Source organism: Pandoraea soli, from assembly GCF_902459595.1.
Classification (GTDB): domain Bacteria; phylum Pseudomonadota; class Gammaproteobacteria; order Burkholderiales; family Burkholderiaceae; genus Pandoraea; species Pandoraea cepalis.
In genome coordinates this window covers 41,927-68,801 of the sequence record NZ_CABPSG010000002.1, presented here as the reverse complement: position 1 = coordinate 68,801, position 26,875 = coordinate 41,927, and the positions used below count along the sequence as shown (strand labels likewise).

Below are 26,875 nucleotides of genomic sequence, written 5' to 3'. Positions count from 1 at the left end.
GATGGCACGACTGACCACACCCCTCCTTATTCTCACCGCCGCAGCGTCGCTCTCGCTGTCCGCCTGCACGGCGTTCGGCCCGAGCAATTCCGCGAGCGTCTACAACAGTCGCCAGGCGCAACGCGAGCAGATCGTGCGCATGGGCACGGTCGAATCGGTGCGCCCGGTCACGATCGATAGCAGCAACGGCGATCCGGGGATTCTCGGCGTGGTGGGCGGCGGTGCGTTGGGCGCCGTCGGCGGCAGCGCCATTGGTGGCGGTCGCGGCTCGATCGCGACGGGCATCATCGGCGGTCTGTTGGGTGCCGTTGCGGGGCAAGCGGTCGAAAACCGCATGAGCAAGAAGGCGGGCCTGGAGATTACCGTGCGACTCGACAACGGCGAACTTCGCGCCATCACACAGGACGCCGACGAGGCATTCCAGCCGGGTCAGCGTGTGCGTCTGCTCTCGAGCGGCGGCGTCACGCGTGTGACGCACTAAGGTTGCATGAAAAAACCCGCTGCGACGATCTCTCATCACAGCGGGTTTCGGATCGAGTAGGCCTACTCGATCAAAAGACACCTAAGTGCCTTGGTTCCTGCTTCGGCACTCGAATTACGGACGGCTGCCGGTCGGGAACGGCCATGCCGCTGCCGGGTTCAGCGCCGTCTTCGGTGCTGCTGCCGGTGCTGCAGCCGGGGCCGCAGCAGGCTTGGCGGCGACCTTCTTGGCGGCCGGCTTCTTCGCCGCCGCCGCAGGCTTCTTCGCTGCCGGCTTCTTCGCCGCAACCTTCTTTACAGCAGCCTTCTTGGCGGCCGGCTTCTTCGCAGCAACCTTCTTCACTGCGGCCTTCTTCGCAACCGGCTTCTTCGCAGCAACCTTCTTCACTGCGGCCTTCTTGGCGACCGGCTTCTTGGCGGCAACCTTCTTCACCGCTGCCTTCTTGGCGACCGGCTTCTTGGCGGCAACCTTCTTCACCGCTGCCTTCTTGGCGGCCGGCTTCTTGGCGGCAACCTTCTTCGCTGCCGGCTTCTTGGCGGCGACAGCCTTCTTCGCTACCGGCTTCTTGGCGGCGACAGCCTTCTTCGCGACAGGCTTCTTGGCGGCGGCAGCCTTCTTCGCTACCGGCTTCTTGGCAACAGCCTTCTTGGCTGCGGGTTTTTTCTTAGCAGTAGTAGCCATCACTTTGCTCCTTAACGTGAGAGATCACTCAAACAAAACCACCTGAGAAGGAAACCCGACCACCATGCGGCGAACCGCCGGCGAGCGGGCTATTCATCGGCGTACGCATCGGACTTCGACGGCTTACGCTAATGAATTCGGCGCTGCGCGCATGACGCTGACCGTGAGTGGTCACGCGCGCAAAAAAATTGCCGGCGACATTGCCGCCAGCAATTCGATTGTCTTGAGAAAGGGGATTCGCCAGATTCTTCGGGGGGTAGCTTGCCTGTCCCGTCATCGGGAGGGAGGAGATTGCGATAGCGGATAAGCGATACTGCTTGCTATGCACCAAGGTTTTTACGCTCCGTAACTACCAGCTCTCTGTCGCGGGAGGAAAGCAATGTGCTTTCGTGTGTTCATCGAGACTGCAATTTATTTGAGCGAATCATAATTCTTTTGTGATGCGATGTTAATACTTTGCGCATAAAAAATCGCACAACGTTCGCAACGAAGAAGTCAATCTGTTGTATTTGATGCACATGGCGTTCGCATGTCGACGCGTGCGAAGCGAGCGTGACGACGTGCGAGTGAGGATGATGTGTGTGACGCGCACCGTCTCTTCGACTTCTTTTGCTGGCGCTCACACGTGCCACGCACGCTCACACCATCCTCTCGAAACCCGCATGGATACTGGCTTTGCAGCCAGCATCCAAATTTCACTTCCTGCTTAGTCCCAGCTCAACGCGCCACCGGTCTGGTATTCGATCACTCGCGTTTCGAAGAAGTTGCGCTCCTTCTTCAGATCGATCATCTCGCTCATCCACGGGAACGGATTCTCTTCGTTCGGATAGAGCGCCTCGAGACCAATTTGGGAACAGCGACGGTTCGCGATGAAGCGCAAATAGCTCTTGAACATGCCCGCGTTCAGACCGAGCACGCCGCGCGGCATCGTATCTTCAGCGTAGCGATACTCCAGCTCGACCGCCTTCTTGAACAGCTCGCGAATCTCTTCGCGGAACTCCGGCGTCCACAGGTTCGGGTTTTCCAGCTTCACCTGGTTGATCAGATCGATGCCGAAGTTGCAGTGCATCGACTCGTCGCGCAGGATGTATTGATATTGCTCTGCAGCACCGGTCATCTTGTTCTGACGACCCAGCGCGAGAATCTGCGTGAAGCCGACGTAGAAGAACAGCCCTTCCATGATGCAGGCGAACACGATGAGCGAGCGCAGCAGCTTCTGGTCGGCTTCCTGCGTGCCGGTCTGGAACGACGGATCCGCCACCACTTCGATGAACGGGAGCAGGAATTCGTCCTTGTCGCGAATCGACGGCACTTCGTGATACGCGTTGAAGATCTCGCCTTCGTCCAACCCCAGGCTCTCGACGATGTACTGATAGGCGTGCGTGTGGATCGCCTCTTCGAAGGCCTGGCGCAACAGGAACTGGCGGCACTCCGGTGCGGTGATGTGGCGATAGGTGCCGAGCACGATGTTGTTCGCCGCGAGCGAGTCGGCCGTCACGAAGAAGCCGAGATTGCGCTTGATGATGCGGCGCTCGTCTTCGGTCAGACCATTCGGATCTTTCCACAGGGCGATGTCGCGCGACATGTTGATTTCCTGCGGCATCCAGTGGTTCGCGCAACCGGCCAGATACTTTTCCCAGGCCCACTTGTACTTGAAGGGCACCAGTTGATTCACATCCGTCGTGCCGTTGATCACGCGCTTGTCGGAGGCGCTCACGCGACGCGTCGACTGCGAGGCGATCACAGTCGGGGTTTCCCCTTGCGTGCCCAGCACGTTCGACGCAGCCGGAGCAGCGGTGGGCGCAGCCGATTTGGCCGCGGTGGTGTCTTCTTCCCAGTTCAGCATAGGGTCTCAGTCCGTTCAGGTTGATGCGATGCACACATGCGCGCACATCGCCGAAGTGACAGATCAGCCGTTCGCGTGCGAAGGCCGACAAAAAATTTGCGATCCGGCGGCCGGCAAGCGATCACCGGGAGCACGAAGTCCACCGGGAGCATTGCCATATTTCGGGGGTGATGCAGAGGCGCAATTGCGCAGTTTTGAACAACAACGCCGACGCGAGAGCTGCAACAACATCCTGACCTCCCGACGTCGAATGGAATGCCTCCAATTTAGCACAATTACGTCACTCGTTCCAGCACACAACACTATATCTAGTGCCGCACTGCACGATGACCACTATACCTAGTGTTTGGCAACATCTCCCGAGTGCCGGGCGGCCGGGCTTGCGGGACCGGCATCTTGCCATGAAATGGCGCCGCACAACAGCGATGATGGTGCGTCGAGGGGGGCGCCGCGTCACATTGGCGTATCCTGTCGCGACGGCGAACCGGAACGACAGATTCCGGCGCACGCCACTACTGAACGTCGATGAAGGAGATACCGACGATGACATTCCCAGGCGCCGACGGCGCACCGGCGTCGGCAGGTTCGTCAGGCCCGACACCGCTCACGCTCACCCCCGGCAAACCGATCCGCCTCGCGGCGGGCGCGCTCGTGGCCGAGGTTCAACCGGGCTGCGGGGCGCGGCTCGCACGACTCGCTCGGCGCGACACGCGCGGTGACGTTTTCGACTACCTGGTCCCGCTCGGCAACGACCCGTTCTCGTCGGACGAATGGCCGAAGGCCGGCGCCTTTCCGATGCTGCCGTATACCAACATGCTGCGCGACGACACGCTGCACTGGCGCGAGCGCGCGATCGTCGCTCGCGAGACGCCGGCCGCATCGAGTTCGCTGCACGGCTGGGGGCTGCGTCGCGCGTGGGATGTCGTCGACGAGAGCCCGCACTGTTGCGTGCTCCAACTCGACAGTCCCGCTCAACCCGAATGGCCGTGGCACTATCAGGCGTATCTCTCGGTGACGCTCGACGCACTCGGCGTCGACATGCAACTGTCGATCACCAATCTCTCGACGCAGGATATGCCCGCCGGGCTCGGGCTACATCCCTACTTTCAGTGGCCTGCCGGCTCGCGCCTGACGTTCGAAGCGGAGGCGATCTGGCGTTCGCCGTCGGAGGACATCCGATGGCCGAGCGAGCAACGCGTGCACGTCGGCGAGATCGAGGTCGTGTCTGTCGGCGGCGGACTCGATACCGACGGGCGGTCCACCTGGTTCGCCGAGGCTCCGGTCGAGTCGGGGCGATTCGACGCACGCCTCGACTACGCCGGCGGCCTGCGCTCGGCCACGGTGCGCAGCAGCGACGCCACCTGGCTCGTGGTGCACTCTCCCGCGGGACGTCCCTACCTCTGTCTGGAACCGTCGACGCATCGGGTCGGCGAGTTCGACGACGATCACGTGGTCGTGGCGCACGGGCAAACGCTGGATCTGTCGATGCGTATCGATCTGGCCTGAGGGCTAGGTGACCGCCGTGTCACCTCCCACCACGGCGCGCAACGTGTCCGCAAAGCGCTGCGCCAGCAAGCTTTGCGGCGCGTGTAGCGGTCGCAGCAAGTGCGTCGTGAACGGCACATCCGGCACGAACCGCCGATAGTCGAGGAGGCCGCGCCCCGCATAGGCCCGCGCGACCGACTCGCTCACGATGCTCACGCCCAACCCGCCGGCAACCATCGCGCACACCGTCGCTTCGTACGGCGTTTCAAGTTCCTTGTGACGTAGCACGACGCCCGCCTCACGAAAGCGTTGATCGATCTTCATGCGCGTTCCGTCGACGAGTGACAGCGCGATGAACGGCTCGTATTCGAGATCGGCAGGGGTGACGATATCGCGCTCGCCCAGCCGATGCCCGGCCGGAAAAGCGCAAACACCGGCCACGTCGCGAATCGTCGTCGCCTCGATGCCCGACACGTCGCGGCTGACATAAGCCACCACGCCGAGATCGCAGAACTGAGACGCGACCCATTGCGCCACGCGCGGCGAATCGTTGGTGAGCAGCGAGACGGCCACGCCCGGATGCGCTTCGCGAAACCGACGAATGACCTCCGGCATTTGCGTGAGCGCAATCGACGGCACCGCGCCGACGCGCAGCCGGCCCGTCCCCGAGCGTCGAATCTGCGCAGCCGAATCCTCCAGGCTCTTCAGACTCACGAACGCACGCTCGACGTCGCGAAACAACTCGGCGCCCTCGTCCGTCAGTTGCAGCCGCCCGTTGATCCGCTCGAACAGCCGGAACCCGACGCTCTGCTCGAGTTGCCCGACCAAGCGACTGATATTGGGCTGCGACGTATGCAACGCGTCCGCCGCCGCCGTCATCGATCCGGTCTGGATCACCGCCCTGAACGCTTCGACCTGCTTGAACTTCATTGTCGTTGGCTCTCGACTGCCCGGAAACACCCGTGAATGCCGCGTGCCCAGGGGTATATCAGGAATGTATGGACTCGTATTGTATTGTGATTTTTAAGAATGCGACCGTCTCGCTACACTCGTTGGCATCCCGTCCGGGCAACGTCAAGGCATCGTCTCTCACCGCCCACGCCCCCGGCCGTCCACGTGCCGTTCCGCTTGAGGAGCTATCGATGCCACGCCTGCGCCGTTCGTTCATTACCGCCCTTGCCACCTCCGCCACCGTGATGGTCATGTCAACCATCGTCGCGCGCCCCGCCCTCGCCGCGCCGGGCGACTTGCCGGTGCTACCAGCCGACATCAAGGCACAAGGTCAGCTGCGCGTCGGCGTGCGTTGCGACCAACCGCCCTATGGCTACCAGGACAGCAGCGGCGCATTCGCGGGCGTCGAAGTCGAGATGAGCCGCCAGATCGCCGAGTGGGCGTTCGGCGCGAAGGACAAGGCCGTATTCACCTGCGTGACGGCAGAGAACCGTGTCCCGCAGTTGCTCGGCCGCAAGGTCGACCTGCTCATCGCCACGCTCGGCGTCACCCCCGAGCGCGCCCGCGTGATCGATTTCACCCAGCCGTACCGTTGGGGCGCCAGCGACGTGGTGGTGCGTCGCGACGGCGGCATCCAGTCGCTCGCCGACCTCAAGGGCAAGACGCTCGTCGCGCTGAAGGGGTCCGTGCAGGCGAAGTGGTTCGAGGACCATATGCCCGACGTCAAGATGCTCCGCCTGAATACGGCGGCCGACGCCATGCAGACCTTCCGCCAGGGTCGTGCCGACGCCTACACGCACGACGCCGCCACGCTCGTGGTCGCCGCCGCGAAGGATCCCGACGCCAGGTTGCTCGGCCAGTACTTCCAGATTTCCGACGCGGCCATCGGCGTGCGCAAGAACGAAACTGCCTGGCGCGACTATCTGTCGGCCGCCATCGCGCGCATGCGCTACGAAGGCCGCTTCGTGCAGTGGGTCAAGCTCAGCGTGCCCGAATCGATCCGCAGCTATTACCTCGCGGTGTTCCAGCAGGGACGCCCGAAGGAAACCGTGCAATAAGGCGGCGCCCATGGATTTCGACGTCGCCTATCTCATCGCCCAGTGGCCCGCGCTTTGGCGCGGCGCACTGATGACGCTCGAAGTGTCGGTCATCGCCATCGTCTGCTCGGCGCTGATCGGCATCGCGGGCTGCGCCATCCGGATCTTCCGCGTGCCCGTGCTCTCGCCCATGGTCACCGGCTACGTCGAACTGATGCGCAACACACCAATCCTCGTGCAGTTGTTCTTCATCTTCTATGGCTTGCCCGCGATCGGCCTCAGTCTGTCGTTATTCAGCTCCGGCGTGCTGTGCCTGTCGCTGTGGGCCGGGGCCTACCAGATCGAGAACCTGCGAGGCGGCATGGCGGCCGTCGGGCGGCGCATGTACGAATCGTGCCACGCCCTCTCGCTGCGACCGTGGCACTACTTCACGCTGATCGCACTGCCCATCGCCGTGCGTCACGCGCTGCCCGGCATGCTCAATACGGCGATCTCGCTGCTCAAGAACTCGTCATATCTGCAGGCCATCGGGCTCATGGAGCTGACGTTCGTCGCCGTCGATCGCATTGCCACGGACTTCCGCCCGCTCGAGATGTTCGGCGCGATCCTCGTGCTGTATCTGAGCATGGTCGCGGTGCTCGCGCTGCTCGCGCACCGGCTCTCGGCCTGGCTGCAACGGCCATTCCGAACCCATTGAGGCGAGTGATCCACCATGAACGTCATTCTTGAAAACTGGCTCGTCATCGCCAAGGGGCTGCGCATGACGCTTGCGCTGGCTGGCGCGGTGCTCGCCTGCACGACCGTGATCTCGCTCGTGTTCGGCGTGCTCGCCACGTTGCCCAATCGCTGGCTGAAGCTCGCCATCCACGGCTACGTCGAGCTGTTTCGTTCGATTCCGCTCATCGTCAACGTGTTCTGCGTGTTCTTCGTCGCGCCGATGTTTGGTCTCGACCTGAGCCCATTCGTCGCGGCTACGGTCGGGCTGTCCCTGTGGGGCGGCGCCAATGGCACGGTGGTGGTCTCGGGCGGTATCGCGTCGGTGCCCCCACACCAGTGGAAAAGCGCCGCCGCACTCGGTCTGCGACGCTGGCAGGTCTATCGCTACGTGATCGGCCCCCAGTCGATTGGTGCGATCCTGCCCGCCTACACGGGGCTGCTCACGCTGCTCGTCCAGTCGACCGCACTCGGCGCGTTGATCGGCGTTGGCGAATTCCTCAAAGTCAGCCAGAACATCATCGAGCGCGCCACGATCATGCAGGGCCAGAACCCCGCCTTCGAGGTCTACGGCCTCGTGCTCGCCGTCTATTTCGTCATCTGCTCAGCGCTCAGCGCGCTGTCCCGTTACCTCGAACGCCGCCTGCAACGCGAGCGCGTTCGCCCGCTCTCTACACAAGGTTGACCATGTCCATCTCGAAAGTCAGTCGCCGGCTCACCGAAGCCCTCGCCCCGGAAGTCAACGACATCATCTTCAAGCCGCGCCTGGCCGGCTTCGACGAGACGTTCGTGCCGCTCGGCGATATCAACAAGGCTCACGTCGTGATGCTGGCCGAGCAGGGATTGATCCGCCCCGAGCACGCGTCGGCGCTCGCGCGCGGCATTCTCGCCATGGAAGAACAGGGCCCGGGCGCCGTGCCGCTCGACCCGAGCCGTGAAGACGCCTACTTCAACTACGAGGCGCATCTGATGAGCCTGGTCGGCGCCGACATCGGCGGCCGGCTGCATACTGGCCGGAGCCGCAACGACATCCTGGCGACGCTCGATCGCCTGCGCGGACGCGCCACGCTGATCGAGCTGATCGATGTGCTGCTGCGCGTGCGCACCACGGCGCTCGAACAGGCCGAGCGCCATGCCGAGGTCGTCATGCCGGGCTATACGCACCTGCAACCGGCCCAGCCGATGACCTACGGCTTCTATCTGGCCGGCGTGGCGCAGGCGCTCGAGCGCGACAGCCGCCGCCTGATGGACACGCTCTCGCACATGAACGTCTCACCGCTCGGCGCGGCCGCGTTCGCCGGCACGCCGTTCGCGATCGATCGCCAGCGCACGGCGGGGCTGCTCGGCTTCGATACGTACATCGATAACGCGCTCGATGCAGTCGGTTCGCGCGACTTCCTGCTCGAAGGCATTGCCGATCTGAGCCTGCTGGCCGTGTTCTGGAGTCGCGTGGCGCAGGACTACTTCGTGTGGACCACGCATGAGTTCGGCTTGATCGAGTTCCCCGACAGCGTGGCGACAACGTCGAGCATCATGCCGCAGAAGAAGAATCCGGTCGTGCTCGAATACCTGAAGGGGCGCACCGGCCAGATCGTGGCCACGCTGATGGCCGGCTCGATGGCGATCAAGGGCACCCATTTCACCCACACCGGCGACGCGAACCGTGAGGGCACCCTCGGCTTCTGGGACGCCGCGCGCGAGACCCTGCGCTGCCTGACCCTGCTCGAACTCGTGCTGCGCACGGCCCGTCCGGTCGCCGCGCGCGCTGGCCGCCTCGCCGCCGAGGATTTCTCCACCGCGACCGCGCTGGCGGACCACATGGTGCGCGCGCACGACCTGTCGTTCCGCGCGGCCCATCACCTGGTCGGGGCGGTCGTGCGCGACGCGATGGACCGTGGCGTACCCGCTGACCGGATTGACGCGGACATGGTCGAGGCGGCGGCACGCGAACAGCTCGGCGCGCCGCTCGGCATTGATGCACAGGCAGTGCGCGCATGTCTCGACCCGACCCGCAATGTGGCCGCGCGTGCTTCGGCCGGCAGTCCGAGCCCGGACACGCTGCGTGCCCACGTGCGCGAAGCCCAGGGGCGACTCGACGACGCACACGCCTTCGTCGACGACTGGCGCACACGTCTGGCCGATGCCCGGCGCGAGCTGCAAGACACCACCCGCGCACTGGCAGGCCACCCATGAACGCACTGCTCTCGATTCGCGGTCTGCACAAGCATTTCGGTGCGCATCAGGTGGTCAACGGCGTGGATCTCGACGTCCATCCCGGCGAGGTCGTGGTCGTGATCGGCCCGAGCGGGTCCGGCAAGTCCACGCTGATCCGCTGCCTGAATAGCCTCGAGACGCCCACCGACGGCACCGTCACGCTCGGCGAGGCGGCCACCGACGTGCGGGATCACCGGGCCATGGCGAAGTTGCGCGAGGACGTCGGCATGGTGTTCCAGGATTACACGCTGTTCCCGCACCTGAGCATTCTGCGCAACATCACGCTGGCCCCGGTCAAGCTCGGCCGCATGACGCAGGCCGAGGCCGATCGGACCGCGCATGCGCTGCTCGAACGCGTGGGACTGGCCCACAAGGCAGACGCGTATCCCGTGTCGCTCTCGGGCGGGCAGCAGCAGCGCGTGGCCATCGTGCGCGCGCTGGCGATGAAGCCGAAACTGATGTTGTTCGACGAGCCAACCTCGGCGCTCGATCCGGAAACCGTCGGTGAGGTGCTGGCCGTCATGAAGGATTTGGCGCGCGACGGCATGACGATGATCGTCGTCACGCATGAGATGGGCTTCGCTCGCGAGGTCGCCGATCGGGTGGTGTTCTTCGATCACGGCCGCATCGTCGAGAGCGGTCCGCCAGAGGAACTGTTCGGTGCCCCGCGTGAACCCCGTACGCGTCAATTCCTGAGCAGCGTGCTGCGCTGACACGACGCGTCAACCGTCATCGCGGCGCCCGGAATCGCGACGCCCAAAAAAGTTTGGGGCCAGTGCCGAGGCGCAAACCTCGGGACTGGCCCCAATCTCACCGCAAGCGCAAGCTTACTGGCAAGCCTCGCACTCGTCGAAGCCCGGATCGCCCGGACGCATCGTGCAGACCGCGCCTTCGGCTTCCGGCATCGGTTGTGCCACCGGCGAAGTCGGCTCGGCCGAGAAGCTTCCGCTCGGCGTCACGCCCCCCGAGCTCACCGCATTCAGCGCGCCGTGGCTCACCGTCGACTTCTCGACGTGCGTCGCGGCCATCGTACGCAGGTAGTACGTGGTCTTCAAGCCACGCGTCCAGGCCAGCTTGTACGTCTCGTCGAGCTTTTTGCCCGAAGCGCCCGCCATGTAGATGTTGAGCGACTGCGCCTGATCGATCCACTTCTGACGACGCGACGCCGCCTCGACCAGCCACTTCGGCTCGACTTCGAACGCCGTGGCATAGATCTCGCGCAAGTCGGCCGGCACGCGGTCGATACGGGCGAGCGAGCCGTCGAAGTACTTCAGGTCGGCGACCATCACTTCGTCCCACAGGCCACGCGCCTTCAGGTCACGCACCAGGTACTCGTTGGCGACCGTGAATTCGCCCGAGAGGTTCGACTTCACGTACAGGTTCTGGAACGTCGGCTCGATACAGGCCGAGACGCCGATGATGTTCGAGATCGTGGCGGTCGGGGCGATCGCCACGCAGTTCGAATTGCGCATGCCGTGCGCAGCGATGTGCTTGCGCAGGCTGTCCCAGTCGAGCGTGGCCGACATGTCGACTTCGATATAACCACCGCGCGCTTCGGCCAGCAACGCCAGCGAGTCCTGCGGCAGGATGCCGCGATCCCACAGCGAGCCCTTGTACGACGAGTACTGACCACGTTCCTTGGCCAACTCCGACGACGCCCAGTAGGCGTAGTAGCACACGGCTTCCATCGAACGGTCGGCAAATTCGACGGCGGCGTTCGAGGCATACGGCGTGCGCAGCAGGTGCAGGCAGTCCTGGAAGCCCATGATGCCCATGCCCACCGGACGGTGATGCAGGTTCGAATTGCGCGCCTTCGCCACCGCGTAGTAGTTGATGTCGATGACGTTGTCGAGCATGCGCATCGCCACGCGCACGGTACGTTGCAGCTTGTCGTGATCGAGTTCGTAACCGTTCGCGGTCTGCTTCATGTGAGCCACGAGGTTCACCGAGCCGAGGTTGCACACGGCGATTTCGGTCTCGCTCGTGTTGAGCGTGATTTCCGTGCACAGGTTCGACGAGTGCACCACGCCCACGTGTTGCTGCGGCGAGCGGATGTTGCACGGATCCTTGAACGTGATCCACGGATGGCCGGTTTCGAACAACATGCCCAGCATCTTGCGCCAGAGCGCCTGCGCCGGCACCTTCTTGAACAGCTTGATCTCGCCTCGCGCAGCCTTGTCTTCGTAGGCGGTGTAAGCCTGCTCGAACGCCTTGCCGTACTTGTCGTGCAGGTCCGGGCAGGTCGCCGGCGAGAACAGCGTCCACTCGGCGCCTTCCATCACGCGCTTCATGAACAGATCGGGAATCCAGTTCGCCGTGTTCATGTCGTGCGTGCGGCGACGGTCGTCGCCCGTGTTCTTGCGCAGCTCGAGGAATTCCTCGATGTCCAGGTGCCACGTTTCCAGGTAGGCGCACACCGCGCCCTTACGCTTGCCGCCCTGATTCACGGCCACGGCCGTGTCGTTGACCACCTTCAGGAACGGCACCACGCCCTGGCTCTTGCCGTTCGTGCCCTTGATGTGCGAGCCGAGCGCGCGAACCTGCGTCCAGTCGTTGCCCAGGCCGCCGGCAAACTTCGAGAGCAGTGCATTTTCCTTGAGGGCTTCGTAGATGCCTTCCAGGTCGTCCGAGACCGTCGTCAGGTAGCACGACGAGAGTTGCGAGCGACGCGTGCCCGAGTTGAACAGCGTCGGCGTCGAACTCATGAAGTCGAAGCTCGACAGAATCTGGTAGAACTCGATCGCACGCGCTTCGCGCTCGACTTCATTGAGCGCCAGCCCCATCGCCACGCGCATGTAGAACGCCTGCGGCATTTCGATGCGGTGACCGTCGATATGCAGGAAGTAGCGATCGTAGAGCGTCTGCAGGCCCAGATAGTTGAATTGCAGATCGCGCGATGCGTCGAGCGCGGCGCTCAGCTTGGCCAGGTCGAACGAGAGCAGTTGCTCGTCGAGCAGTTCGGCGTCGACACCCTGCTTGATGAAGCGCGGGAAGTACTCGATGTAGCGCGCGGCCATTTCGCCCTGCGGCACTTCTTCGCCGAGGATCTCGCGGCGGATCGTGTGCATCAGGATTCGCGCCGTGACCTGGCTGTACGCCGGTTCCTTCTCGATGAGAGTGCGCGAAGCGAGGATCGCCGAGTCGTAGACCTGCGACAGCGGCACGCCGTCGTACAGGTTCTTGAGGGTCTCGGTCACGATCGGTTCGGCCACGACTTCGTCGCCGAGATTTTCGCAGGCAGCCTGCACCACGCCGCGCAACACCGACATATCGAGCGTGCGCACCACGCCGTTGTCGGTGACATTGAGCACCGGGCCATCGGGCGTAGCCGCTTCTTGCGTGGCCTCAACCGCGTGCGCGCGCTCTTGTGAACGCTTCTCGCGGTACAGCACATAGGCGCGCGCCACGTTGTGCTCGCCTTCACGCATCAGCGCGAGTTCGACCTGATCCTGGATGTCTTCGATGTGGAACGTGCCGCCGTTCGGGCGGCTGCGCATCAGGGCGCGCACGACGTGCCCCGTCAACTGCTCCACGAGTTCGCGTACGCGGGCCGACGCCGCGCCCTGTCCGCCGTTCACGGCGAGGAACGCCTTCGTCACGGCGATCGCGATCTTCGACGGCTCGAAACCCACCACCGCGCCGTTGCGTCGAATCACTTTGAAGTCGGCGTTGGTCGCCGGCTCGAAGGCACCCGTCGTCTGGGGCGCCGACGCACCCGCACCATTGCCGGAGGTCGCGGCAGGCGTCGGGGTCGGGCGGGTGAGGTTTTCGTTAGTCTGCATGTAAAAACTCCCGTTCCAATGAGATGGTGCTGTTAGCGCGTTCTTACCAGGGTTACGGCCGGCAAAAATGCGCCCTAGGGACGCCGGTGGAGCGAAGTGCTGGATACCGCACGACCGACGGACGGCCAAGGTTTCAGGTGTCCGCTGCACGGCTTTGCTGCTGTGCCGCCCCGCAAAAACGCCGCAGGAAAAGCACGGTATTGATGGCGATTGCATTCTGTGCCGAACCTGACATCAACCACTAGATGTAGTGGTCGGCACCTGAATTTTCACTAAGTATAGTGGAGATGACGCACTCCGCAAACCCAAAAATTTCTCTCGCCGGGAAGGCCCGTGGCATCGCCGTGTCAAGCAAAACCTGTCCCTGGAAGGGGATTAGTCGGCCGGCTGAAACGGCAATGTCTGGGGGCTCAGCGCCGCCATCCGGCGCAATCGCTGCCACTCGAAGCAAGGCCCCGGATCCGTCTTGCGTCCCGGTGCGATATCGGCATGTCCGACTACGGCTTGAATCGGATAATGCTCACGCAACGCTCGCGTGAGCGCCGCCAGCGTGACGTACTGCGCAGCCGCATACGGCAGGTCGTCGGTGCCCTCGAGTTCCACGCCGATCGAAAAATCGTTGCAGCGCGTTCGCCCTTTGAACGACGATGCCCCCGCATGCCAGGCCCGCGCGTTGCACGACACGAACTGCTGCAACGCACCATCGCGTCGCACCAGGAAGTGCGACGAGACCTGAACACCGCGGATCTCATCGAAGAACGGATGCGCATCGTGATCGAGCCGATTCTGGAAGAACGCTGCGATCTCGCCGCCCCCGAATTGTCCTGGCGGCAACGAAATGTTGTGCACCACGAGCAGGTCGGTCGGCGTGTCCGCCGGACGCCCATCGAAGTTGGGTGACGGCAGTCGCTCGGCTTCGCGTATCCATCCGTCGGCATCGAGCGTGAGTACCGGGACATGGGTCGGCGCACTCATGCGTCACCTCGCCGCAGCAAGGCACGCGTCGTGACGCAATTGCACGACCGGAGCACAACGTGAGGGCACGTGGATGACTGGGACATGACGGGCACAGCGGGCTCCCGTAGAGCGAGGGGCGCCATTGTAGCCCACTTGGCGTGACGCCGTCGGCGGCATGTCGGGCGCGCGCGAGGTTCAGCCCGCTCACGCTCAGCCCATTCACGCGCGGCCGGCGTTTCGTCAATCGTCGTCATGCGGTGAAAGGGAATGTCCAATGAAGAAGCCTCCCGCCTTGCCTGGCCGAGAGGCTTCCGTAGGCGTGACCACGCCCAGGGATGATATCGCTCGCGTGTCGATCGACACGCTCACCATCCCGCGCCGCTCACAGGTGCGACGCTTTTGACCGTTTCCGGCCGGTGACACTTATCGTCTTCGCCAACGCTGTCATCGCTTTCGATACGGTGCCCTCGCTTATTGCCATGATCGCCATCGTTCAAGGAAAGGCAGGAATGGCGGATTCCACCCCTTCCATGTGCGCTTCAGGATGATGGGCCTTGAGCATCTCTCGAATCTCATCGACGCGACCGTCGCGCACATCCACCATCAGCAGAATCATGCCGCGCTCGAGCGGCTCACGAAACGTCTTGAGTCGCGAGTTCGGCACCGAAACGCCGATCATGCTCGACACCCAGGCGCCGAAGAGCGCACCGAGCGGTGCCGTCACGATCATCAACTCCCACTGGGGACGCGTGCCCACGATGGGGAAAAACGCGGCGACTGCACCGACTGCCAGACCACAGAACCCGCCGATGACGAGCCCGGCTTCGGCGCCGTGCACGATATCGGAAGTCTGTAGCAGGTTAGCCTCGTGCAGTCCCTCCAGGTCCATTTCGTCACGTGCCATAAAGTGGATGTGACGTTCCTCGACCCGGGCGAGCAGTAAGTCGCTCATCGTGCGCTGGGCACTCGCCAGATCGGGAAGCAGAAAGTACATCCGTCTGCGCATTAGCATATTGCGCCCTCCTGTCGTCGCGCCCCTCGATGATTATTCTGTTTGTGAGCGGGGCCGGTTACTGTGTTTTAGTGCATGCGGCAGGCATGCGCAAGCCGGCACGTACAGGTGCCACAACGGGAAGGGCGGAAGAACGGGAACATCGCTGCGCGGCGTGGCCGCGCAGCGCGACTCAGATGCGGTGTTCGCGCATCAGATAGGCGTCGCGGTGTTCACCGCTGCAAAAATGCTGACCGCCCGCGCCAGCGACGGACTCACTCTCGGGAAGATAGGTATCGCACTCGCTGCATCGCACCATGCGCTCGGCGGGCGGCAGCGCCTGCCGCGCCGTCGTGCGCGCATCGTTTGCCCCTGGCGGGCGCATGCGCTCGGTATTGCGCTTGCGCTCGTTGCTTCGCATCCACCACGTGCCAACGATCAGGAGCACCAGTAACAACAAGATATTGCGCATCGCGCTTCAAGTCTCCGTCATGCGATGCAGCACCACCTCAAGCACGAAGCGAGAACCGACATACGCCAACAACAGCGCCACGAACGACGCCAGAACCCAACGCAGCGCGACCTTGCCGCGCCACCCATAAAAATGCCGGCCCAGCAGCACCGCGCCGAACATCAGCCACGACACCACCGCGAACACGGTCTTGTGATCGATGCGCACCGCGCGCCCGAACAGCGCCTCGGAGAACATCACGCCGGAGATCAATGTCAGGGTCAGCAGCACGAACCCTGCGCCGATGAGCCGAAACAACAGCTTTTCCATCGTCAGCAGCGGCGGCAGCGTCTCGAGCCAGTGCGCCAGCCAGCCGGTCGTCTCGCCGCGACGCGAAGGATGCAGTTGCCGCTCGGCGTAGAGCATCAACAGCGCATGCAGCGCCGCCAGCGCGAACAACCCGTAGGCCATGTTGGCGATGATGAAGTGCGCCTTGAAAATCGGTTCCGCCGCAAAGCCGAGAATGCGCACATCCGGAAAAATCATCGGCAGCACACAAGCCACCGCGGCCACCGGGGTGACCATCAAGCGCAGGCTATCGAGCGGAAAGAAGAAACTCTCGATCCAGTAGATGCCGACCGAGAGCCACAGCATGGCCGAGAGCATGTACGCGAAACCGAAGTGCATACTATCCGAGCGGAAGATCGTCTGATGCAGCAACACCCCGTGCAGCACGAGCGTGACGAACAGCGAAAGCTGCATCGACCAGCGCGACGGCGTGCCCGCGACCGGCGCAGGCGCGACTCGTCCGCCCGCCAGTGCGAGTGCGGCATTGCGCCGATACCCTTGCCACGAACAAACCGCCAACCCGGCGTAGAGGATGGCGGTCAGCGCATACAGTAAAATAGTCATGTTTGAAGTTTACACCAGCCCATGACGGGCGCGCTGCCGTCCCCGCCACCGACCCTCCGGGGCCGAACGGCAGGGCGAACGGGGCCGCTGCAGGTCTTACAGGATACGTTTCATGCTCGACAATCTCACTACGCGCCTCGCCAAGGTCGTCAAGACGCTGCGCGGCGAAGCTCGCCTGACCGAGGCCAACACGCAGGAAATGCTGCGTGAAGTGCGTCTCGCGCTGCTCGAGGCCGACGTCGCCCTGCCCGTGGTGCGCGATTTCGTCGCCAAGGTCAAGGAAAAGGCGCTCGGCGAGGAAGTCATTTCCAGCCTCTCGCCGGGCCAGGCGCTTGTCGGCGTGGTGCAACGCGAACTGACGGCGCTCATGGGCGGCGACTACGAAGGCCGCGCCGCCGAACTCAATCTCGCGACCACGCCGCCCGCCGTCATCCTGATGGCCGGTCTGCAGGGCGCCGGCAAGACGACCACCGTCGGCAAGCTCGCCAAGCTGCTGCGCGCGCAGAAAAAGAAGGTTCTCACGGTCTCCACCGACGTCTATCGCCCCGCCGCGATTGCCCAGTTGGAGACGGTGACGAAGCAGGTCGACGCCGACTTCTTCCCGTCGCAACCCGATCAGAAGCCGGTCGACATCGCCCGCGCGGCCGTCGACTGGGCGCGACGCCATCACCATGACGTGCTGCTCGTCGACACGGCCGGCCGTCTGGGCATCGACGAAGCGATGATGCAGGAAATCAGCGCCCTGCATGCCGAGCTCAAACCGATCGAAACGCTGTTCGTCGTCGACGCCATGCTCGGCCAGGACGCCGTCAACACGGCCCGCGCCTTCAACGACGCGCTGCCGCTCACCGGCGTGGTGCTCACCAAACTCGACGGCGACTCGCGCGGCGGTGCGGCGCTGTCGGTGCGTCACATCACCGGCAAGCCGATCAAGTTCGTCGGTGTGGGCGAAAAGCTCGACGGCCTTGAGGTCTTCTACCCGGATCGCATGGCGAACCGGATTCTCGGCATGGGCGACATTCTCGCACTCGTCGAGGAAGCGCAACGCGGCGTCGACGTGCAGGCCGCGCAAAAGCTCGCCGATAAGGTCAAGAAGGGCGGCGACTTCGACCTGAACGACTTCAAGGCACAAATCGGCCAGATGAAGAATATGGGCGGCCTGTCGTCGCTCATGGACAAGCTCCCCGCGCAATTCCAGGCCGCCGCCAGCCAGACCAATATGGATCAGGCCGAGAAGCAGGTGCGGCGCATGGAGGGCATCATCAACGCGATGACGCCGTCCGAGCGCGCCAAGCCGGAATTGATCAAGGCGAGCCGCAAGCGCCGCATCGCCGCCGGTGCGGGCGTTCAGGTGCAGGAGGTCAATCGCATGCTCAATCAGTACGACCAGATGCGCACCATGATGAAGAAGCTCAAGGGCGGCGGCATGATGAAGATGATGCGCAGCATGAAAGGCATGATGCCCGGGATGCGCTGACCGGATCCGATGCCCGGTTGCCCCCCCCGTCACGCGGGCGGGCATTCCGTATATACTCCGGGCCGCACATAGCGACATCTCCCCGCAACACGTTCCACAGGGTTGCCCCATATGAACCGCGAAGAAGCCCTCGAAGTTTTCCGTAATTCCGAAGAGATCGTCTCGGCCGACGAGGTCGGCCGGTCCATCGACACGATGGCCAAGGCCATCAAGGAGGCCGTTGGCGACGAGTTCCCGATGGTGCTCTCGGTCATGGGCGGCGCGGCCGTCTTTACCGGCATGCTGCTGCCGCGCCTGGACTTCCCGCTGGAGTTCGACTACATCCACCTCTCGCGCTACAACAACACCACGACGGGCGGCGCGATGCAATGGCGCGTGGCGCCGCGCGACTCGGTGCGCGATCGCGTGGTGCTCGTGCTCGACGACATCCTCGACGAAGGCGCCACCATGGCGGCGATTCGCGATCGGATCCTGGAAATGGGCGCATCGAAGTTCTACAGCGCCGTGCTGTGCGAGAAAATTCTGACGAAAGACAAGCCATCGCGTCCGGATTTCTGTGGCTTCACGGTGCCGGACCGCTACGTCTTCGGCTGCGGCATGGATGCCAAGGGCTACTGGCGCAACCTGCCGGCGATCCGCGCCTTGACCACGCCGCGCTGAGCGCCGCCAGCGGGACAGCGTTCCGTATCCACCAAACGACAAAGGGGCCTGCGAGGCCCCTTTGTCGTTTGGGTGCGCCGGCGAGCGAGCCCTCGCCCACCGGCATGTCACCTGATCAGATCGTCTTGGCGGCGCGCACCTTTCCGGCGACGACATCCGCCACGGCGGCGACGTCGAGCAACTGCGCTTGTTCGTCGCGGCGGCCCTGATACTCGAGCTTGCCTTCCTTCAGCCCTCGGTCGCCGATCACCACGCGATGCGGCACGCCGATCAGCTCCCAATCCGCGAACATCACGCCGGGACGCTCGCCACGGTCGTCGAGAATCACGTCGACACCCGCAGCCACCAGGTCGTCATAGAGCTTATCGGCCGTCGCACGCACGGCGTCGCTGCGGTCATAGCCCATCGGGCACAGCACGACTTCGAACGGCGCAATCGATTCCGGCCAGATGATGCCGCGATCGTCGAAGTTCTGTTCGATGGCTGCCCCAAGAATTCGCGTGATGCCAATCCCATAGCAGCCCATTTCCATCGGTGCAGGCTTGCCGGTCTCGTCGAGGAAGGTGGCATTCATGGCATCCGAATACTTGGTCCCCAACTGGAACACGTGCCCCACTTCGATGCCACGGCACAGGGCAATCTCGCCCTTCCCATCCGGCGACATGTCGCCAGGCACGACGTTGCGCAGATCGGCCACGACTTCCGGCTCGGGCAGATCGCGCCCCCAGTTCACCCCGGTGATATGGAAGTCGACCTCGTTCGCGCCAACCACGAAGTCGCTCATCTTTGCGACCGTGCGATCGACCACGAGCTTGACCGGCTGCTTCGTACCGATGGGGCCCAGGTAGCCCGGCGGTGTGCCGAACCGATCGACGATCTCGGCCTCGCTCGCGAAGCGGAAGCCCGCCAGTCCCGGTACCTTGCTCGCCTTGATCTCGTTCAGTTCGTGATCGCCGCGCAGCAACAGCAGCCAGACGGTCGTGCCGGCCTCTTCGCTGTCGGTGGCAAGTACAATCGACTTGACCGTGCGCGCCAGCGGGATCGAGAGCAGTTCCGCAACGGCTTCGCACTTGGCCTTGCCCGGTGTGGCCGTCTTGGTCAGCGCCTCGGCGGGCGCGGCGCGCTCGCGCTGCGGGGCAAGCGCCTCGGCCATTTCGACGTTGGCCGCATAGTCGGACGCCGGGCAGTAGGCGATGGCGTCTTCACCGGTATCGGCGATCACATGGAATTCGTGCGAGCCGGACCCGCCAATCGAGCCGTTGTCGGCCACCACGGCGCGAAACGCCAGCCCCAGGCGCGTGAAGATGCGCACATAGGCGTCGAACATCTTCTGATAGGAAACCTGCAGGCCGGCACGGTCCTTATCGAAGGAGTAGGCGTCCTTCATGATGAACTCGCGCCCGCGCATCACGCCGAAACGCGGACGAATCTCGTCGCGGAACTTCGCCTGCACCTGATAGAAGTTCACCGGCAGTTGGCGATAGCTCTTGATCTCGCGGCGCGCGATGTCCGTCACGACTTCCTCGTGGGTCGGGCCGACGACGAAATCGCGGTCGTGGCGATCCTTCAATCGCAGCAGTTCCGGACCGTACTGGTTCCAGCGCCCCGACTCCTGCCACAGTTCGGCGGGCTGGACGGCAGGCATGAGCAGTTCGAGCGCGCCGGCGCGGTTCATTTCTTCGCGGACGATGGCTTCAACCTTGCGAATCGAACGCAGGCCGATCGGCAGGTAATCGTAGATACCGCCGGCCACGCGGCGAATCATGCCGGCGCGCATCATCAGCTTGTGGCTGACGATCTCGGCGTCGGCGGGCGCTTCCTTGAGGGTGCCGATGAAGAAACGAGAGGCTTTCATGCAGATTTCCGGGAAAAATGAGGGTCAACGGCACGGGCGGCGGTTCGGTCTGTTGCCGGGAGCGAGGCCAGAGCGCGCCCGAACCTCGTCGCCGCCCCTGAGACACCCGCCGGCCGTACACGCCGCCCCGGTCACCCGAGCCGCCGCCGGCCGCCGCGCCGGTGATTATCTGTTTATAATCGAAGCAATTTTAAAGGATTCAAGGGTGGTTGTATGCTTGACCGTGAAGGCTTTCGCCCGAACGTCGGCATCATCCTCTTAAACGCACGCAATGAAGTGTTCTGGGGCAAGCGGCTGGGCGAGCACTCCTGGCAGTTCCCGCAAGGCGGCATCAAGTACGGCGAAACGCCCGAACAAGCCATGTTCCGAGAATTGCACGAAGAAACCGGGCTAAAGCCAGAACACGTCAAAATCATCGGTCGCACGCGCGACTGGCTGCGTTATGAGGTGCCGGACAAATTCATCAAGCGCGAAGTGCGCGGACATTACCGGGGCCAGAAGCAAATCTGGTTCCTGCTGCGCATGGTCGGTCGCGACTGCGATATCTGCCTGCGCGCCACCGAGCATCCGGAGTTCGATGCCTGGCGCTGGAACGAATACTGGGTGCCGCTGGACGCCGTGATCGAGTTCAAGCGTGAGGTCTACCAACTCGCGCTGAATGAACTCTCGCGTTATCTGCGACGCTCGGCAGCGCGCGCGCCGCAGGATCGGCGACGCTTTCCGCGCGCCGGGGCCCGGGTCGGCGAATTGCCGCCGGGCGCAAGCCTTGCGGATGACGACGCCTGCGACGGCGGCCGTTGTGGCGACGAGGCCAGTGAAATGGCAGGCGCCACCACTGTCGGCACACCACCTCGGGAGCACTGAACCGGGCCGCCGCCGGCTTGTCCCATCATCGGTCGCGGGCGTCACGCCCGCGCCCTCCCTTTGACCAGGCATCCTACGGGATACCGGGCGGATCGTCCGCTAGCGATGATCCGCCGTCCAAATGACTTCTCGATCCCAATCCATGCGTCTTTCCTTAGTTCGCCGCGCCCCGCGCCTGACCGCTCTGGCCCCTTTGGCCGCACTGGCGCTGATGACCGCCTGTAGCGGCACGATGCAGCCCGTCCAGGACTACGACGAATACGTTGCCCAGCAGGAAGCGTCCAAGGGCAAGTGGAAGGAAGCGGAATTCACCCTGCCGGCGAAGGCCCCGCAAGACGCCGATCTCGTGAGCTTCCCCACCCTGCCGAGCGCCACGCTCGACTACGCCATCGACACCAAGTCGGTGCAGGTGACGGCCGACGGCGTGGTTCGCTACGTCGCCGTGATCCGCAGCAAGCAAGGGGCGCGCAACGTCTCGTTCGAAGGCATTCATTGCTCGTCGTTCGAGTCGCGTCTGTACGCAACGGGCCGGCCGGATGGCACATGGGTTGCGGCACGCAACAGCGAATGGCGTCCGATTCGTCCGTATGGTGCAACCGCCTATCAGGGCATCCTGTTCCGCGACTATCTCTGTCGGGACAAGGCCCCATTGGGCGACGCCAAGGAAATCGTGCAGAACCTGCGCTACCCGAAGTTCGATCAGAACCAGAACTATCGTTAAGCCGTCGACGCACGGTCGATAACGATTGACCGACGAGATGAAAAACGCCGGTCACGCACTTCAAATGCGTGCCGGCGTTTTGTCTGTCAGGCGCGAGGCCATCGGACCCGCCCTGCGGCTCAGCGCAAGATCAGATTGTCGCGATGGATCAGCTCGGGCTCGTTCGCAAAGCCCAGCACCTGCTCGATGTCGCTGCTCGGGTGACGCCGAATCAGACGTGCCTCCGAGGCGCTGTAATTCGACAGCCCGCGCGCGACTTCAAGGCCGCCCTCGTCCACGCAGGCAATCACTTCGCCGCGAGCAAACGTGCCCTCGACATCGATCACGCCGATCGGCAGCAGGCTCTTGCCCTCTTGCGTCAGCTTCTTGCACGCGCCCGCATCGATCACCACGCGACCGCGCACCTGCAAATGATCGGCCATCCATTGCTTGCGAGCGGTGAGCACGGCCGTGCGCGCGACCAATTGCGTGCCAATGGCCTCGCCGCTCGCCAGACGCACAAGCACGTCGTTCTCGCGCCCCGACGCGATCACGGTGTGCGCGCCGCTGGTCGCCGCACGCTTGGCCGCCAGGATTTTCGTCAGCATGCCGCCGCGTCCGATATTGGTGCCCGCGCCACCGGCCATCGCTTCGAGACGCTCGTCACCCGCATCTGCCTCGTGGACGAACTCGGCCTTGGGGTCCTTGCGCGGATCGGCCGTGTACAGGCCCGACTGATCGGTCAGGATGACCAGTGCGTCACCGTCGATCAGATTCGTCACGAGTGCACCCAACGTGTCGTTATCGCCGAACTTGATTTCGTCGGTCACGACCGTGTCGTTCTCGTTGATGATCGGCACCACACCCAGACGGAGCAATGTGAGCAAGGTCGTTCGCGCGTTCAGATAGCGTTCGCGGTCGGCCAGATCGGCGTGCGTGAGCAGAATCTGCGCGGTGCGCACGCCGTGTTCGGCGAAGCGCGTCTCATAGACCTGCGCGAGGCCCATTTGCCCCACGGCCGCCGCCGCCTGTAATTCGTCGATGGCGGTCGGACGGCGCGCCCAGCCGAGGCGCTGCATGCCCTCGGCAATGGCACCCGAGCTGACGAGCACCACCTGCTTTGGCGGGCGAGCGTCGCCACCATGCCGCAGCGCGGCGATCTGTTGTGCCCATCGCGCAATCGCGACATCGTCCAGCCCGCGACCATCGTTGGTCACGAGACTGGATCCCACTTTCACCACGAGCCGCTTGGCATCGGCGATGACCGAACGCATGGAACTGGATTCTCCTGCGAATGTATTGGGAAGACGGCGCTACCGCAGCCGGATCGCTGGCGCTGGCGCGATGACAGGCAGCGCCATCGCCAGCGTTTGAGTGACGAGGAGTTTACGCCTTTGGCGCGTCGTCCGGGAGCGTCGGCGGGGCGACGTCGGCCGCCGGGGCGGCACTGCCCGCGCGAAAACGCGGATCCTGCGCGGCGTCTTCCATCGCTTCTTCCACGGCGCCGCGTTGTTGGTACAGATACTCTTGCACGGCCAGGCACAGCTTTTCGCAGCCTTCACCGGTCAAGGCGGAAATCTCGAACGTCGGGCCGTCCCAGGCGAAGCGCTTCTGGAAGTCGGCGACGCGCTCGGCACGTTCCGCTTCCGGCACCATGTCAACCTTGTTGAGCACCAGCCAGCGCGGCTTCTGGAACAGTTCCTCGTCGTACTTCTGGAGTTCCAGGATGATGGCCTTGGCATCCGCCACCGGATCGACACCTTCGTCGAACGGCGCGATGTCCACGATGTGCAGCAACAGGCCCGTGCGTTGCAAGTGGCGCAGGAACTGGTGACCGAGGCCGGCCCCATCGGCCGCGCCTTCGATCAGGCCGGGAATATCCGCAATCACGAAGCTCTTGCCCGGCGCGGTGCGCACGACCCCCAGATTGGGGTGCAGCGTCGTGAACGGATAATCGGCAATCTTCGGGCGCGCGTTCGACACCGAAGCGATGAACGTCGACTTGCCCGCATTGGGCATGCCGAGCAGACCGACGTCTGCGAGCACCTTCAGCTCGAGCTGGAGCATGCGACGCTCGCCCGGCTTGCCGTCCGTCTTCTGACGGGGCGCGCGGTTCGTGCTCGACTTGAAATGGAGGTTGCCCAAACCGCCCGCACCGCCTTGTGCGAGCACGACTTCCTGACCGTGTTCGGTCAGGTCCGCAATGGTCTCGCCGGTGTCCATGTCGCTGATGATGGTGCCGACGGGCATGCGCAAGTAGACGTCCTCGCCCCCCTTGCCGTAGCAATCTGCGCCTCGACCGGATTCCCCGTGCTTTGCGAGGTGCTTGCGCGCATAACGGTAATCGATCAGGGTGTTGATATTGCGATCCGCCACGGCAAACACGCTGCCGCCGCGACCGCCGTCGCCGCCGTCGGGTCCGCCGAACGGCACGAATTTCTCGCGGCGCATCGATGCCGAGCCGTTGCCGCCGTTCCCGGCGATCACCTCGATACGCGCTGCGTCAATGAATTTCATGGGGGTCCGTTCCGCTCAATCGACCGTCCGCAGACGATCCTAATTCTGTGTAATGGCCCGACGCACGCGCAGAATGCTCGCCGCGCACCGGCGGGAAAAACAAAAAAGGCTCCGCATGGGAGCGGAGCCTTTTGGTGGCAAAAGGCTTAGCTTACGCTGCCGGCACCACGCTAACCACTTGCTTCTTCGCTGCGCCCTTGATGGCGAATTGCACGTGGCCGTCGGCCAGTGCAAACAGCGTGTGGTCCTTACCAATACCGACATTTTCGCCGGCATGCATACGAGTACCACGTTGGCGAACGATGATGCCGCCAGCCAGGATCGCCTGACCGCCGTACACCTTCACGCCGAGGCGCTTCGACTCTGAATCGCGGCCGTTACGGGACGATCCGCCTGCTTTTTTGTGTGCCATGACTTAACTCCTTACCTAGCTCGATCGATTAGCCGTTGATGCTGTCGATACGCAGCTCGGTGTAGTTTTGGCGATGGCCTTGACGCTTTTGGTAGTGCTTGCGACGGCGCATCTTGAAAATCTTCACCTTGGGGTGACGACCCTGGGCGATAACGGTAGCCTTGACGGAAGCCCCACTGACCAACGGCGCACCGAACTTAATCGATTCGCCCTCGCCTACGGCGAGAACCTGGTCGATGGTGATTTCAGCGCCAATGTCAGCCGGTATCTGTTCTACTTTAAGTTTTTCGCCAGCAGCAACCTTATATTGCTTGCCGCCGGTTTTTATGACCGCGTACATTGTTGAACCTCACTCATAAACAAGAGAATTTTCCGTGCAGGCCGAGGGTCCCGAAAGGACTCGACTTACCAGCCCATCGCACCGCCGCAGACCGCCATACCTAGGTATTCTCGGACTTGACGCAACGAATGCGCGCACGAAAACGGAAGATTATACAGACTTTCTCCTTTTGCGTCAAAGACTTCCGTGAAACCTGTCAAACCGCGGGGCTGGTCCCCGAAAGTCGCCGCGCCCACTATATAATTTGGGGCGAAATTTTCCTCACCCGAGCCTTGTCTTGACTGCTTCGACTTCTTCCCAGAACGTACTGGCCGCCATCGCCGACGACATGCGTGCCGTCGACCAGCTTATCCGCCACCGGCTGGCCTCCGAGGTGGTCCTGATCAATCAGATCTCGGAATACATCATCAATTCGGGCGGCAAACGGCTGCGCCCGGCGTTGCTGCTGCTCGTGTCCGGTGCGCTTGGCGTGAGCTCGCCGCATCGCTTCGAGTTGGCGGCGGTCATCGAGTTCATTCATACCTCGACACTGCTTCACGACGACGTCGTCGACGAATCCGACCTGCGTCGCGGCAAGCAAACGGCGAACGCGCTGTTCGGCAACGCGGCTTCGGTATTGGTGGGCGACTTCCTGTATTCACGCTCCTTCGAAATGATGGTGAGCGTGGACAACATGCGCGTGATGCAGATTCTCGCGCGCGCCACCAACGTGATTGCCGAAGGCGAAGTGTTGCAGTTGCTGAACATGCACGACCCGGACGTCGACGAAGCGCGCTATCTGCAGGTCATCCAGTACAAGACGGCCACGCTGTTCGAAGCGGCAACCCAACTCGCTGCCGTGCTCGCCAACGCCGACGCGCAAACCGAAGCGGCCGTGCGCGAATACGGCGGACGTCTCGGCACCGCATTCCAGTTGATGGATGATTGGCTCGACTACGCGGGCGACACCGACGCAATGGGCAAGAACGCCGGCGACGATCTGCGCGAGGGCAAGCCGACGCTGCCGCTCATTCACGTGCTGCAACATGGCACCGACGACGAGCGCGCACTCGTGCGTGAAGCCATCGAGAATGGCGGCACCGACAAGTTCGAACCGATCCTCGCCGCGATCACGCGCACGGGCGCACTCGATTACACGTTGGCACGTGCCAAAGAAGAAGCCGACGCTGCGGCACAAACAATTTCTGCGCTGCCCTCTTCCAAATACAAAAATAGCCTGCTAGAATTGTGTTCTTACTCGATAGCGCGACGCACTTAACGGCGAAGTAGCAGTATCGAAAGCGGGGTGTAGCTTAGCCTGGTAGAGCGCTACGTTCGGGACGTAGAGGCCGGAGGTTCGAATCCTCTCACCCCGACCAGAATTACCTTTGCTCGCGAGCAAAGCAAAAAACCGCCGGACGCGTCCGGCGGTTTTTTTATGTCTGTTGCACACGTCATCGGCGCATCATCACGAAGCGTCAAGCACGTTGCGCGAATGGCTTGGCGTCCAACGCATTCGCGCCGGCAAAACCCACCCGGCGCCCGACACGGCCGACGGCAGCATCCCCT

The 26,875-nt window shown here is 63.4% G+C and carries 27 protein-coding genes and 1 tRNA gene; 14 read left to right on the top strand and 14 right to left on the bottom strand.

Going from position 1 to position 26,875, the window contains the following annotated elements; genetic code table 11:
• The first annotated feature begins 1 nt into the window (after position 1).
• Positions 2-481, top strand: a complete 480-nt coding sequence (locus PSO31014_RS04275; protein ID WP_150550494.1) for an outer membrane lipoprotein — start codon at positions 2-4, stop codon at positions 479-481.
• A gap of 114 nt (positions 482-595) precedes the next feature.
• Here the strand turns inward: PSO31014_RS04275 and PSO31014_RS04270 are convergent, their stop codons facing one another.
• The 3 genes from PSO31014_RS04270 to PSO31014_RS04260 all read right to left on the bottom strand — a co-directional run bounded on the left by PSO31014_RS04270 (position 596) and on the right by PSO31014_RS04260 (position 3,008).
• Entirely contained in the window at positions 596-1,162 is a 567-nt protein-coding gene (locus PSO31014_RS04270) for a histone H1-like DNA-binding protein (RefSeq protein WP_150550493.1), read from the bottom strand.
• 28 nt (positions 1,163-1,190) lie between these two features.
• Positions 1,191-1,493, bottom strand: a complete 303-nt coding sequence (locus PSO31014_RS04265) for a hypothetical protein (RefSeq protein ID WP_150550492.1) — start codon at positions 1,491-1,493, stop codon at positions 1,191-1,193.
• Between the two features lie 375 nt (positions 1,494-1,868).
• Entirely contained in the window at positions 1,869-3,008 is a 1,140-nt protein-coding gene (locus PSO31014_RS04260) for a ribonucleotide-diphosphate reductase subunit beta (protein WP_150550491.1), read from the bottom strand.
• A 543-nt stretch (positions 3,009-3,551) separates the two neighbouring features.
• On the opposite strand from PSO31014_RS04260, the gene PSO31014_RS04255 reads away from it, so the two are divergent.
• The gene (locus PSO31014_RS04255) at positions 3,552-4,514 is read left to right on the top strand and encodes an aldose epimerase family protein (RefSeq protein WP_174976385.1); all 963 of its coding nucleotides are present in this window, start codon (positions 3,552-3,554) and stop codon (positions 4,512-4,514) included.
• A 3-nt stretch (positions 4,515-4,517) separates the two neighbouring features.
• Here PSO31014_RS04255 and PSO31014_RS04250 read toward each other — a convergent pair whose 3' ends face one another.
• Positions 4,518-5,423 (bottom strand): LysR substrate-binding domain-containing protein, encoded by a 906-nt coding sequence (locus PSO31014_RS04250; protein ID WP_150550489.1) that lies wholly within the window; start codon positions 5,421-5,423, stop codon positions 4,518-4,520.
• A gap of 212 nt (positions 5,424-5,635) precedes the next feature.
• On the opposite strand from PSO31014_RS04250, the gene PSO31014_RS04245 reads away from it, so the two are divergent.
• From PSO31014_RS04245 to PSO31014_RS04225, 5 genes are read left to right on the top strand one after another with little or no spacing between them, the layout of a single operon-like run.
• Positions 5,636-6,502: a transporter substrate-binding domain-containing protein gene (locus PSO31014_RS04245; RefSeq protein ID WP_150550488.1), complete on the top strand. Its 867-nt coding sequence runs from the start codon at positions 5,636-5,638 to the stop codon at positions 6,500-6,502.
• Positions 6,503-6,512: 10 nt separating this feature from the next.
• Positions 6,513-7,178 carry an amino acid ABC transporter permease gene (locus PSO31014_RS04240; RefSeq protein ID WP_150550487.1) on the top strand — a complete coding sequence of 222 codons (666 nt, stop codon included), beginning with the start codon at positions 6,513-6,515 and terminating at the stop codon, positions 7,176-7,178.
• Positions 7,179-7,193: 15 nt separating this feature from the next.
• Entirely contained in the window at positions 7,194-7,880 is a 687-nt protein-coding gene (locus PSO31014_RS04235; protein WP_150550486.1) for an amino acid ABC transporter permease, read from the top strand.
• Between the two features lie 2 nt (positions 7,881-7,882).
• Complete coding sequence (gene argH, locus PSO31014_RS04230) at positions 7,883-9,388, top strand: argininosuccinate lyase (protein ID WP_150550485.1); 1,506 nt, start codon at positions 7,883-7,885, stop codon at positions 9,386-9,388.
• Positions 9,385-10,122, top strand: a complete 738-nt coding sequence (locus tag PSO31014_RS04225) for an amino acid ABC transporter ATP-binding protein (protein ID WP_150550484.1) — start codon at positions 9,385-9,387, stop codon at positions 10,120-10,122. The genes argH and PSO31014_RS04225 overlap by 4 nt, the downstream gene beginning before the upstream one ends.
• A gap of 114 nt (positions 10,123-10,236) precedes the next feature.
• Here PSO31014_RS04225 and PSO31014_RS04220 read toward each other — a convergent pair whose 3' ends face one another.
• Together PSO31014_RS04220 and ampD are read right to left on the bottom strand one after the other, a co-directional pair.
• Positions 10,237-13,191 (bottom strand): ribonucleoside-diphosphate reductase subunit alpha, encoded by a 2,955-nt coding sequence (locus PSO31014_RS04220; protein ID WP_150550483.1) that lies wholly within the window; start codon positions 13,189-13,191, stop codon positions 10,237-10,239.
• 375 nt (positions 13,192-13,566) lie between these two features.
• The gene (gene ampD, locus PSO31014_RS04215; RefSeq protein ID WP_150550482.1) at positions 13,567-14,166 is read right to left on the bottom strand and encodes a 1,6-anhydro-N-acetylmuramyl-L-alanine amidase AmpD; all 600 of its coding nucleotides are present in this window, start codon (positions 14,164-14,166) and stop codon (positions 13,567-13,569) included.
• A 256-nt stretch (positions 14,167-14,422) separates the two neighbouring features.
• Here ampD and PSO31014_RS22820 point away from each other — a divergent pair, with 256 nt between their 5' ends.
• Positions 14,423-14,551: a hypothetical protein gene (locus PSO31014_RS22820; RefSeq protein ID WP_281349050.1), complete on the top strand. Its 129-nt coding sequence runs from the start codon at positions 14,423-14,425 to the stop codon at positions 14,549-14,551.
• Between the two features lie 90 nt (positions 14,552-14,641).
• Here PSO31014_RS22820 and PSO31014_RS04210 read toward each other — a convergent pair whose 3' ends face one another.
• The 3 genes from PSO31014_RS04210 to PSO31014_RS04200 form a co-directional block, all read right to left on the bottom strand.
• On the bottom strand, positions 14,642-15,154 hold the full coding sequence (locus PSO31014_RS04210; protein ID WP_026132105.1) for a DUF1269 domain-containing protein: 513 nt from the start codon (positions 15,152-15,154) through the stop codon (positions 14,642-14,644).
• Positions 15,155-15,332: 178 nt separating this feature from the next.
• Positions 15,333-15,611, bottom strand: coding sequence for a PP0621 family protein (locus PSO31014_RS04205; RefSeq protein WP_150550481.1), 279 nt, complete (start codon positions 15,609-15,611; stop codon positions 15,333-15,335).
• A 6-nt stretch (positions 15,612-15,617) separates the two neighbouring features.
• Positions 15,618-16,502: a cytochrome C assembly family protein gene (locus PSO31014_RS04200; RefSeq protein WP_150550480.1), complete on the bottom strand. Its 885-nt coding sequence runs from the start codon at positions 16,500-16,502 to the stop codon at positions 15,618-15,620.
• Positions 16,503-16,614: 112 nt separating this feature from the next.
• Between PSO31014_RS04200 and ffh the strand changes: the two genes are divergently transcribed.
• Together ffh and PSO31014_RS04190 are read left to right on the top strand one after the other, a co-directional pair.
• Positions 16,615-17,979: a signal recognition particle protein gene (gene ffh / locus PSO31014_RS04195; RefSeq protein ID WP_150550479.1), complete on the top strand. Its 1,365-nt coding sequence runs from the start codon at positions 16,615-16,617 to the stop codon at positions 17,977-17,979.
• Positions 17,980-18,090: 111 nt separating this feature from the next.
• On the top strand, positions 18,091-18,639 hold the full coding sequence (locus PSO31014_RS04190; RefSeq protein WP_150550478.1) for a hypoxanthine-guanine phosphoribosyltransferase: 549 nt from the start codon (positions 18,091-18,093) through the stop codon (positions 18,637-18,639).
• 115 nt (positions 18,640-18,754) lie between these two features.
• Here PSO31014_RS04190 and PSO31014_RS04185 read toward each other — a convergent pair whose 3' ends face one another.
• A complete protein-coding gene (locus PSO31014_RS04185; RefSeq protein ID WP_150550477.1) occupies positions 18,755-20,494 on the bottom strand; it encodes a proline--tRNA ligase in 1,740 nt (579 codons plus the stop codon).
• Positions 20,495-20,707: 213 nt separating this feature from the next.
• On the opposite strand from PSO31014_RS04185, the gene PSO31014_RS04175 reads away from it, so the two are divergent.
• Together PSO31014_RS04175 and PSO31014_RS04170 are read left to right on the top strand one after the other, a co-directional pair.
• Positions 20,708-21,358: an RNA pyrophosphohydrolase gene (locus PSO31014_RS04175; RefSeq protein WP_150550475.1), complete on the top strand. Its 651-nt coding sequence runs from the start codon at positions 20,708-20,710 to the stop codon at positions 21,356-21,358.
• Positions 21,359-21,500: 142 nt separating this feature from the next.
• The gene (locus PSO31014_RS04170) at positions 21,501-22,079 is read left to right on the top strand and encodes a CNP1-like family protein (RefSeq protein ID WP_174976384.1); all 579 of its coding nucleotides are present in this window, start codon (positions 21,501-21,503) and stop codon (positions 22,077-22,079) included.
• Between the two features lie 119 nt (positions 22,080-22,198).
• Here the strand turns inward: PSO31014_RS04170 and proB are convergent, their stop codons facing one another.
• The 4 genes from proB to rplU form a co-directional block, all read right to left on the bottom strand.
• The gene (gene proB, locus PSO31014_RS04165; RefSeq protein ID WP_150550473.1) at positions 22,199-23,332 is read right to left on the bottom strand and encodes a glutamate 5-kinase; all 1,134 of its coding nucleotides are present in this window, start codon (positions 23,330-23,332) and stop codon (positions 22,199-22,201) included.
• 112 nt (positions 23,333-23,444) lie between these two features.
• Positions 23,445-24,575: an Obg family GTPase CgtA gene (gene cgtA / locus PSO31014_RS04160; protein WP_150550472.1), complete on the bottom strand. Its 1,131-nt coding sequence runs from the start codon at positions 24,573-24,575 to the stop codon at positions 23,445-23,447.
• 151 nt (positions 24,576-24,726) lie between these two features.
• On the bottom strand, positions 24,727-24,987 hold the full coding sequence (gene rpmA, locus PSO31014_RS04155; protein WP_017234735.1) for a 50S ribosomal protein L27: 261 nt from the start codon (positions 24,985-24,987) through the stop codon (positions 24,727-24,729).
• 28 nt (positions 24,988-25,015) lie between these two features.
• Complete coding sequence (gene rplU / locus PSO31014_RS04150; protein WP_010803930.1) at positions 25,016-25,327, bottom strand: 50S ribosomal protein L21; 312 nt, start codon at positions 25,325-25,327, stop codon at positions 25,016-25,018.
• A gap of 328 nt (positions 25,328-25,655) precedes the next feature.
• On the opposite strand from rplU, the gene PSO31014_RS04145 reads away from it, so the two are divergent.
• Both PSO31014_RS04145 and PSO31014_RS04140 read left to right on the top strand, forming a co-directional pair.
• Complete coding sequence (locus tag PSO31014_RS04145) at positions 25,656-26,585, top strand: polyprenyl synthetase family protein (protein ID WP_246176318.1); 930 nt, start codon at positions 25,656-25,658, stop codon at positions 26,583-26,585.
• Between the two features lie 23 nt (positions 26,586-26,608).
• A tRNA-Pro gene (locus PSO31014_RS04140) sits at positions 26,609-26,685 on the top strand.
• Positions 26,686-26,875: the final 190 nt, after the last annotated feature.

Excerpts from the sequence above, each read along its gene's own strand:
- proB (WP_150550473.1), bottom strand. The coding sequence starts at position 23,332 with ATGCGTTCGGTCATCGCCGATGCCAAGCGGCTCGTGGTGAAAGTGGGA.
- PSO31014_RS22820 (WP_281349050.1), top strand. The coding sequence starts at position 14,423 with ATGAAGAAGCCTCCCGCCTTGCCTGGCCGAGAGGCTTCCGTAGGCGTG.
- PSO31014_RS04225 (WP_150550484.1), top strand. The coding sequence starts at position 9,385 with ATGAACGCACTGCTCTCGATTCGCGGTCTGCACAAGCATTTCGGTGCG.
- ampD (WP_150550482.1), bottom strand. The coding sequence starts at position 14,166 with ATGAGTGCGCCGACCCATGTCCCGGTACTCACGCTCGATGCCGACGGA.
- PSO31014_RS04235 (WP_150550486.1), top strand. The coding sequence starts at position 7,194 with ATGAACGTCATTCTTGAAAACTGGCTCGTCATCGCCAAGGGGCTGCGC.
- PSO31014_RS04205 (WP_150550481.1), bottom strand. The coding sequence starts at position 15,611 with ATGCGCAATATCTTGTTGTTACTGGTGCTCCTGATCGTTGGCACGTGG.
- PSO31014_RS04190 (WP_150550478.1), top strand. The coding sequence starts at position 18,091 with ATGAACCGCGAAGAAGCCCTCGAAGTTTTCCGTAATTCCGAAGAGATC.
- PSO31014_RS04245 (WP_150550488.1), top strand. The coding sequence starts at position 5,636 with ATGCCACGCCTGCGCCGTTCGTTCATTACCGCCCTTGCCACCTCCGCC.
- cgtA (WP_150550472.1), bottom strand. The coding sequence starts at position 24,575 with ATGAAATTCATTGACGCAGCGCGTATCGAGGTGATCGCCGGGAACGGC.
- PSO31014_RS04200 (WP_150550480.1), bottom strand. The coding sequence starts at position 16,502 with ATGACTATTTTACTGTATGCGCTGACCGCCATCCTCTACGCCGGGTTG.
- rpmA (WP_017234735.1), bottom strand. The coding sequence starts at position 24,987 with ATGGCACACAAAAAAGCAGGCGGATCGTCCCGTAACGGCCGCGATTCA.
- PSO31014_RS04270 (WP_150550493.1), bottom strand. The coding sequence starts at position 1,162 with ATGGCTACTACTGCTAAGAAAAAACCCGCAGCCAAGAAGGCTGTTGCC.
- PSO31014_RS04175 (WP_150550475.1), top strand. The coding sequence starts at position 20,708 with ATGCTTGACCGTGAAGGCTTTCGCCCGAACGTCGGCATCATCCTCTTA.
- PSO31014_RS04210 (WP_026132105.1), bottom strand. The coding sequence starts at position 15,154 with ATGCGCAGACGGATGTACTTTCTGCTTCCCGATCTGGCGAGTGCCCAG.
- PSO31014_RS04275 (WP_150550494.1), top strand. The coding sequence starts at position 2 with ATGGCACGACTGACCACACCCCTCCTTATTCTCACCGCCGCAGCGTCG.
- PSO31014_RS04145 (WP_246176318.1), top strand. The coding sequence starts at position 25,656 with ATGCGTGCCGTCGACCAGCTTATCCGCCACCGGCTGGCCTCCGAGGTG.
- ffh (WP_150550479.1), top strand. The coding sequence starts at position 16,615 with ATGCTCGACAATCTCACTACGCGCCTCGCCAAGGTCGTCAAGACGCTG.
- PSO31014_RS04170 (WP_174976384.1), top strand. The coding sequence starts at position 21,501 with ATGCGTCTTTCCTTAGTTCGCCGCGCCCCGCGCCTGACCGCTCTGGCC.
- PSO31014_RS04250 (WP_150550489.1), bottom strand. The coding sequence starts at position 5,423 with ATGAAGTTCAAGCAGGTCGAAGCGTTCAGGGCGGTGATCCAGACCGGA.
- PSO31014_RS04220 (WP_150550483.1), bottom strand. The coding sequence starts at position 13,191 with ATGCAGACTAACGAAAACCTCACCCGCCCGACCCCGACGCCTGCCGCG.
- PSO31014_RS04240 (WP_150550487.1), top strand. The coding sequence starts at position 6,513 with ATGGATTTCGACGTCGCCTATCTCATCGCCCAGTGGCCCGCGCTTTGG.
- argH (WP_150550485.1), top strand. The coding sequence starts at position 7,883 with ATGTCCATCTCGAAAGTCAGTCGCCGGCTCACCGAAGCCCTCGCCCCG.
- PSO31014_RS04260 (WP_150550491.1), bottom strand. The coding sequence starts at position 3,008 with ATGCTGAACTGGGAAGAAGACACCACCGCGGCCAAATCGGCTGCGCCC.
- PSO31014_RS04255 (WP_174976385.1), top strand. The coding sequence starts at position 3,552 with ATGACATTCCCAGGCGCCGACGGCGCACCGGCGTCGGCAGGTTCGTCA.
- PSO31014_RS04185 (WP_150550477.1), bottom strand. The coding sequence starts at position 20,494 with ATGAAAGCCTCTCGTTTCTTCATCGGCACCCTCAAGGAAGCGCCCGCC.
- rplU (WP_010803930.1), bottom strand. The coding sequence starts at position 25,327 with ATGTACGCGGTCATAAAAACCGGCGGCAAGCAATATAAGGTTGCTGCT.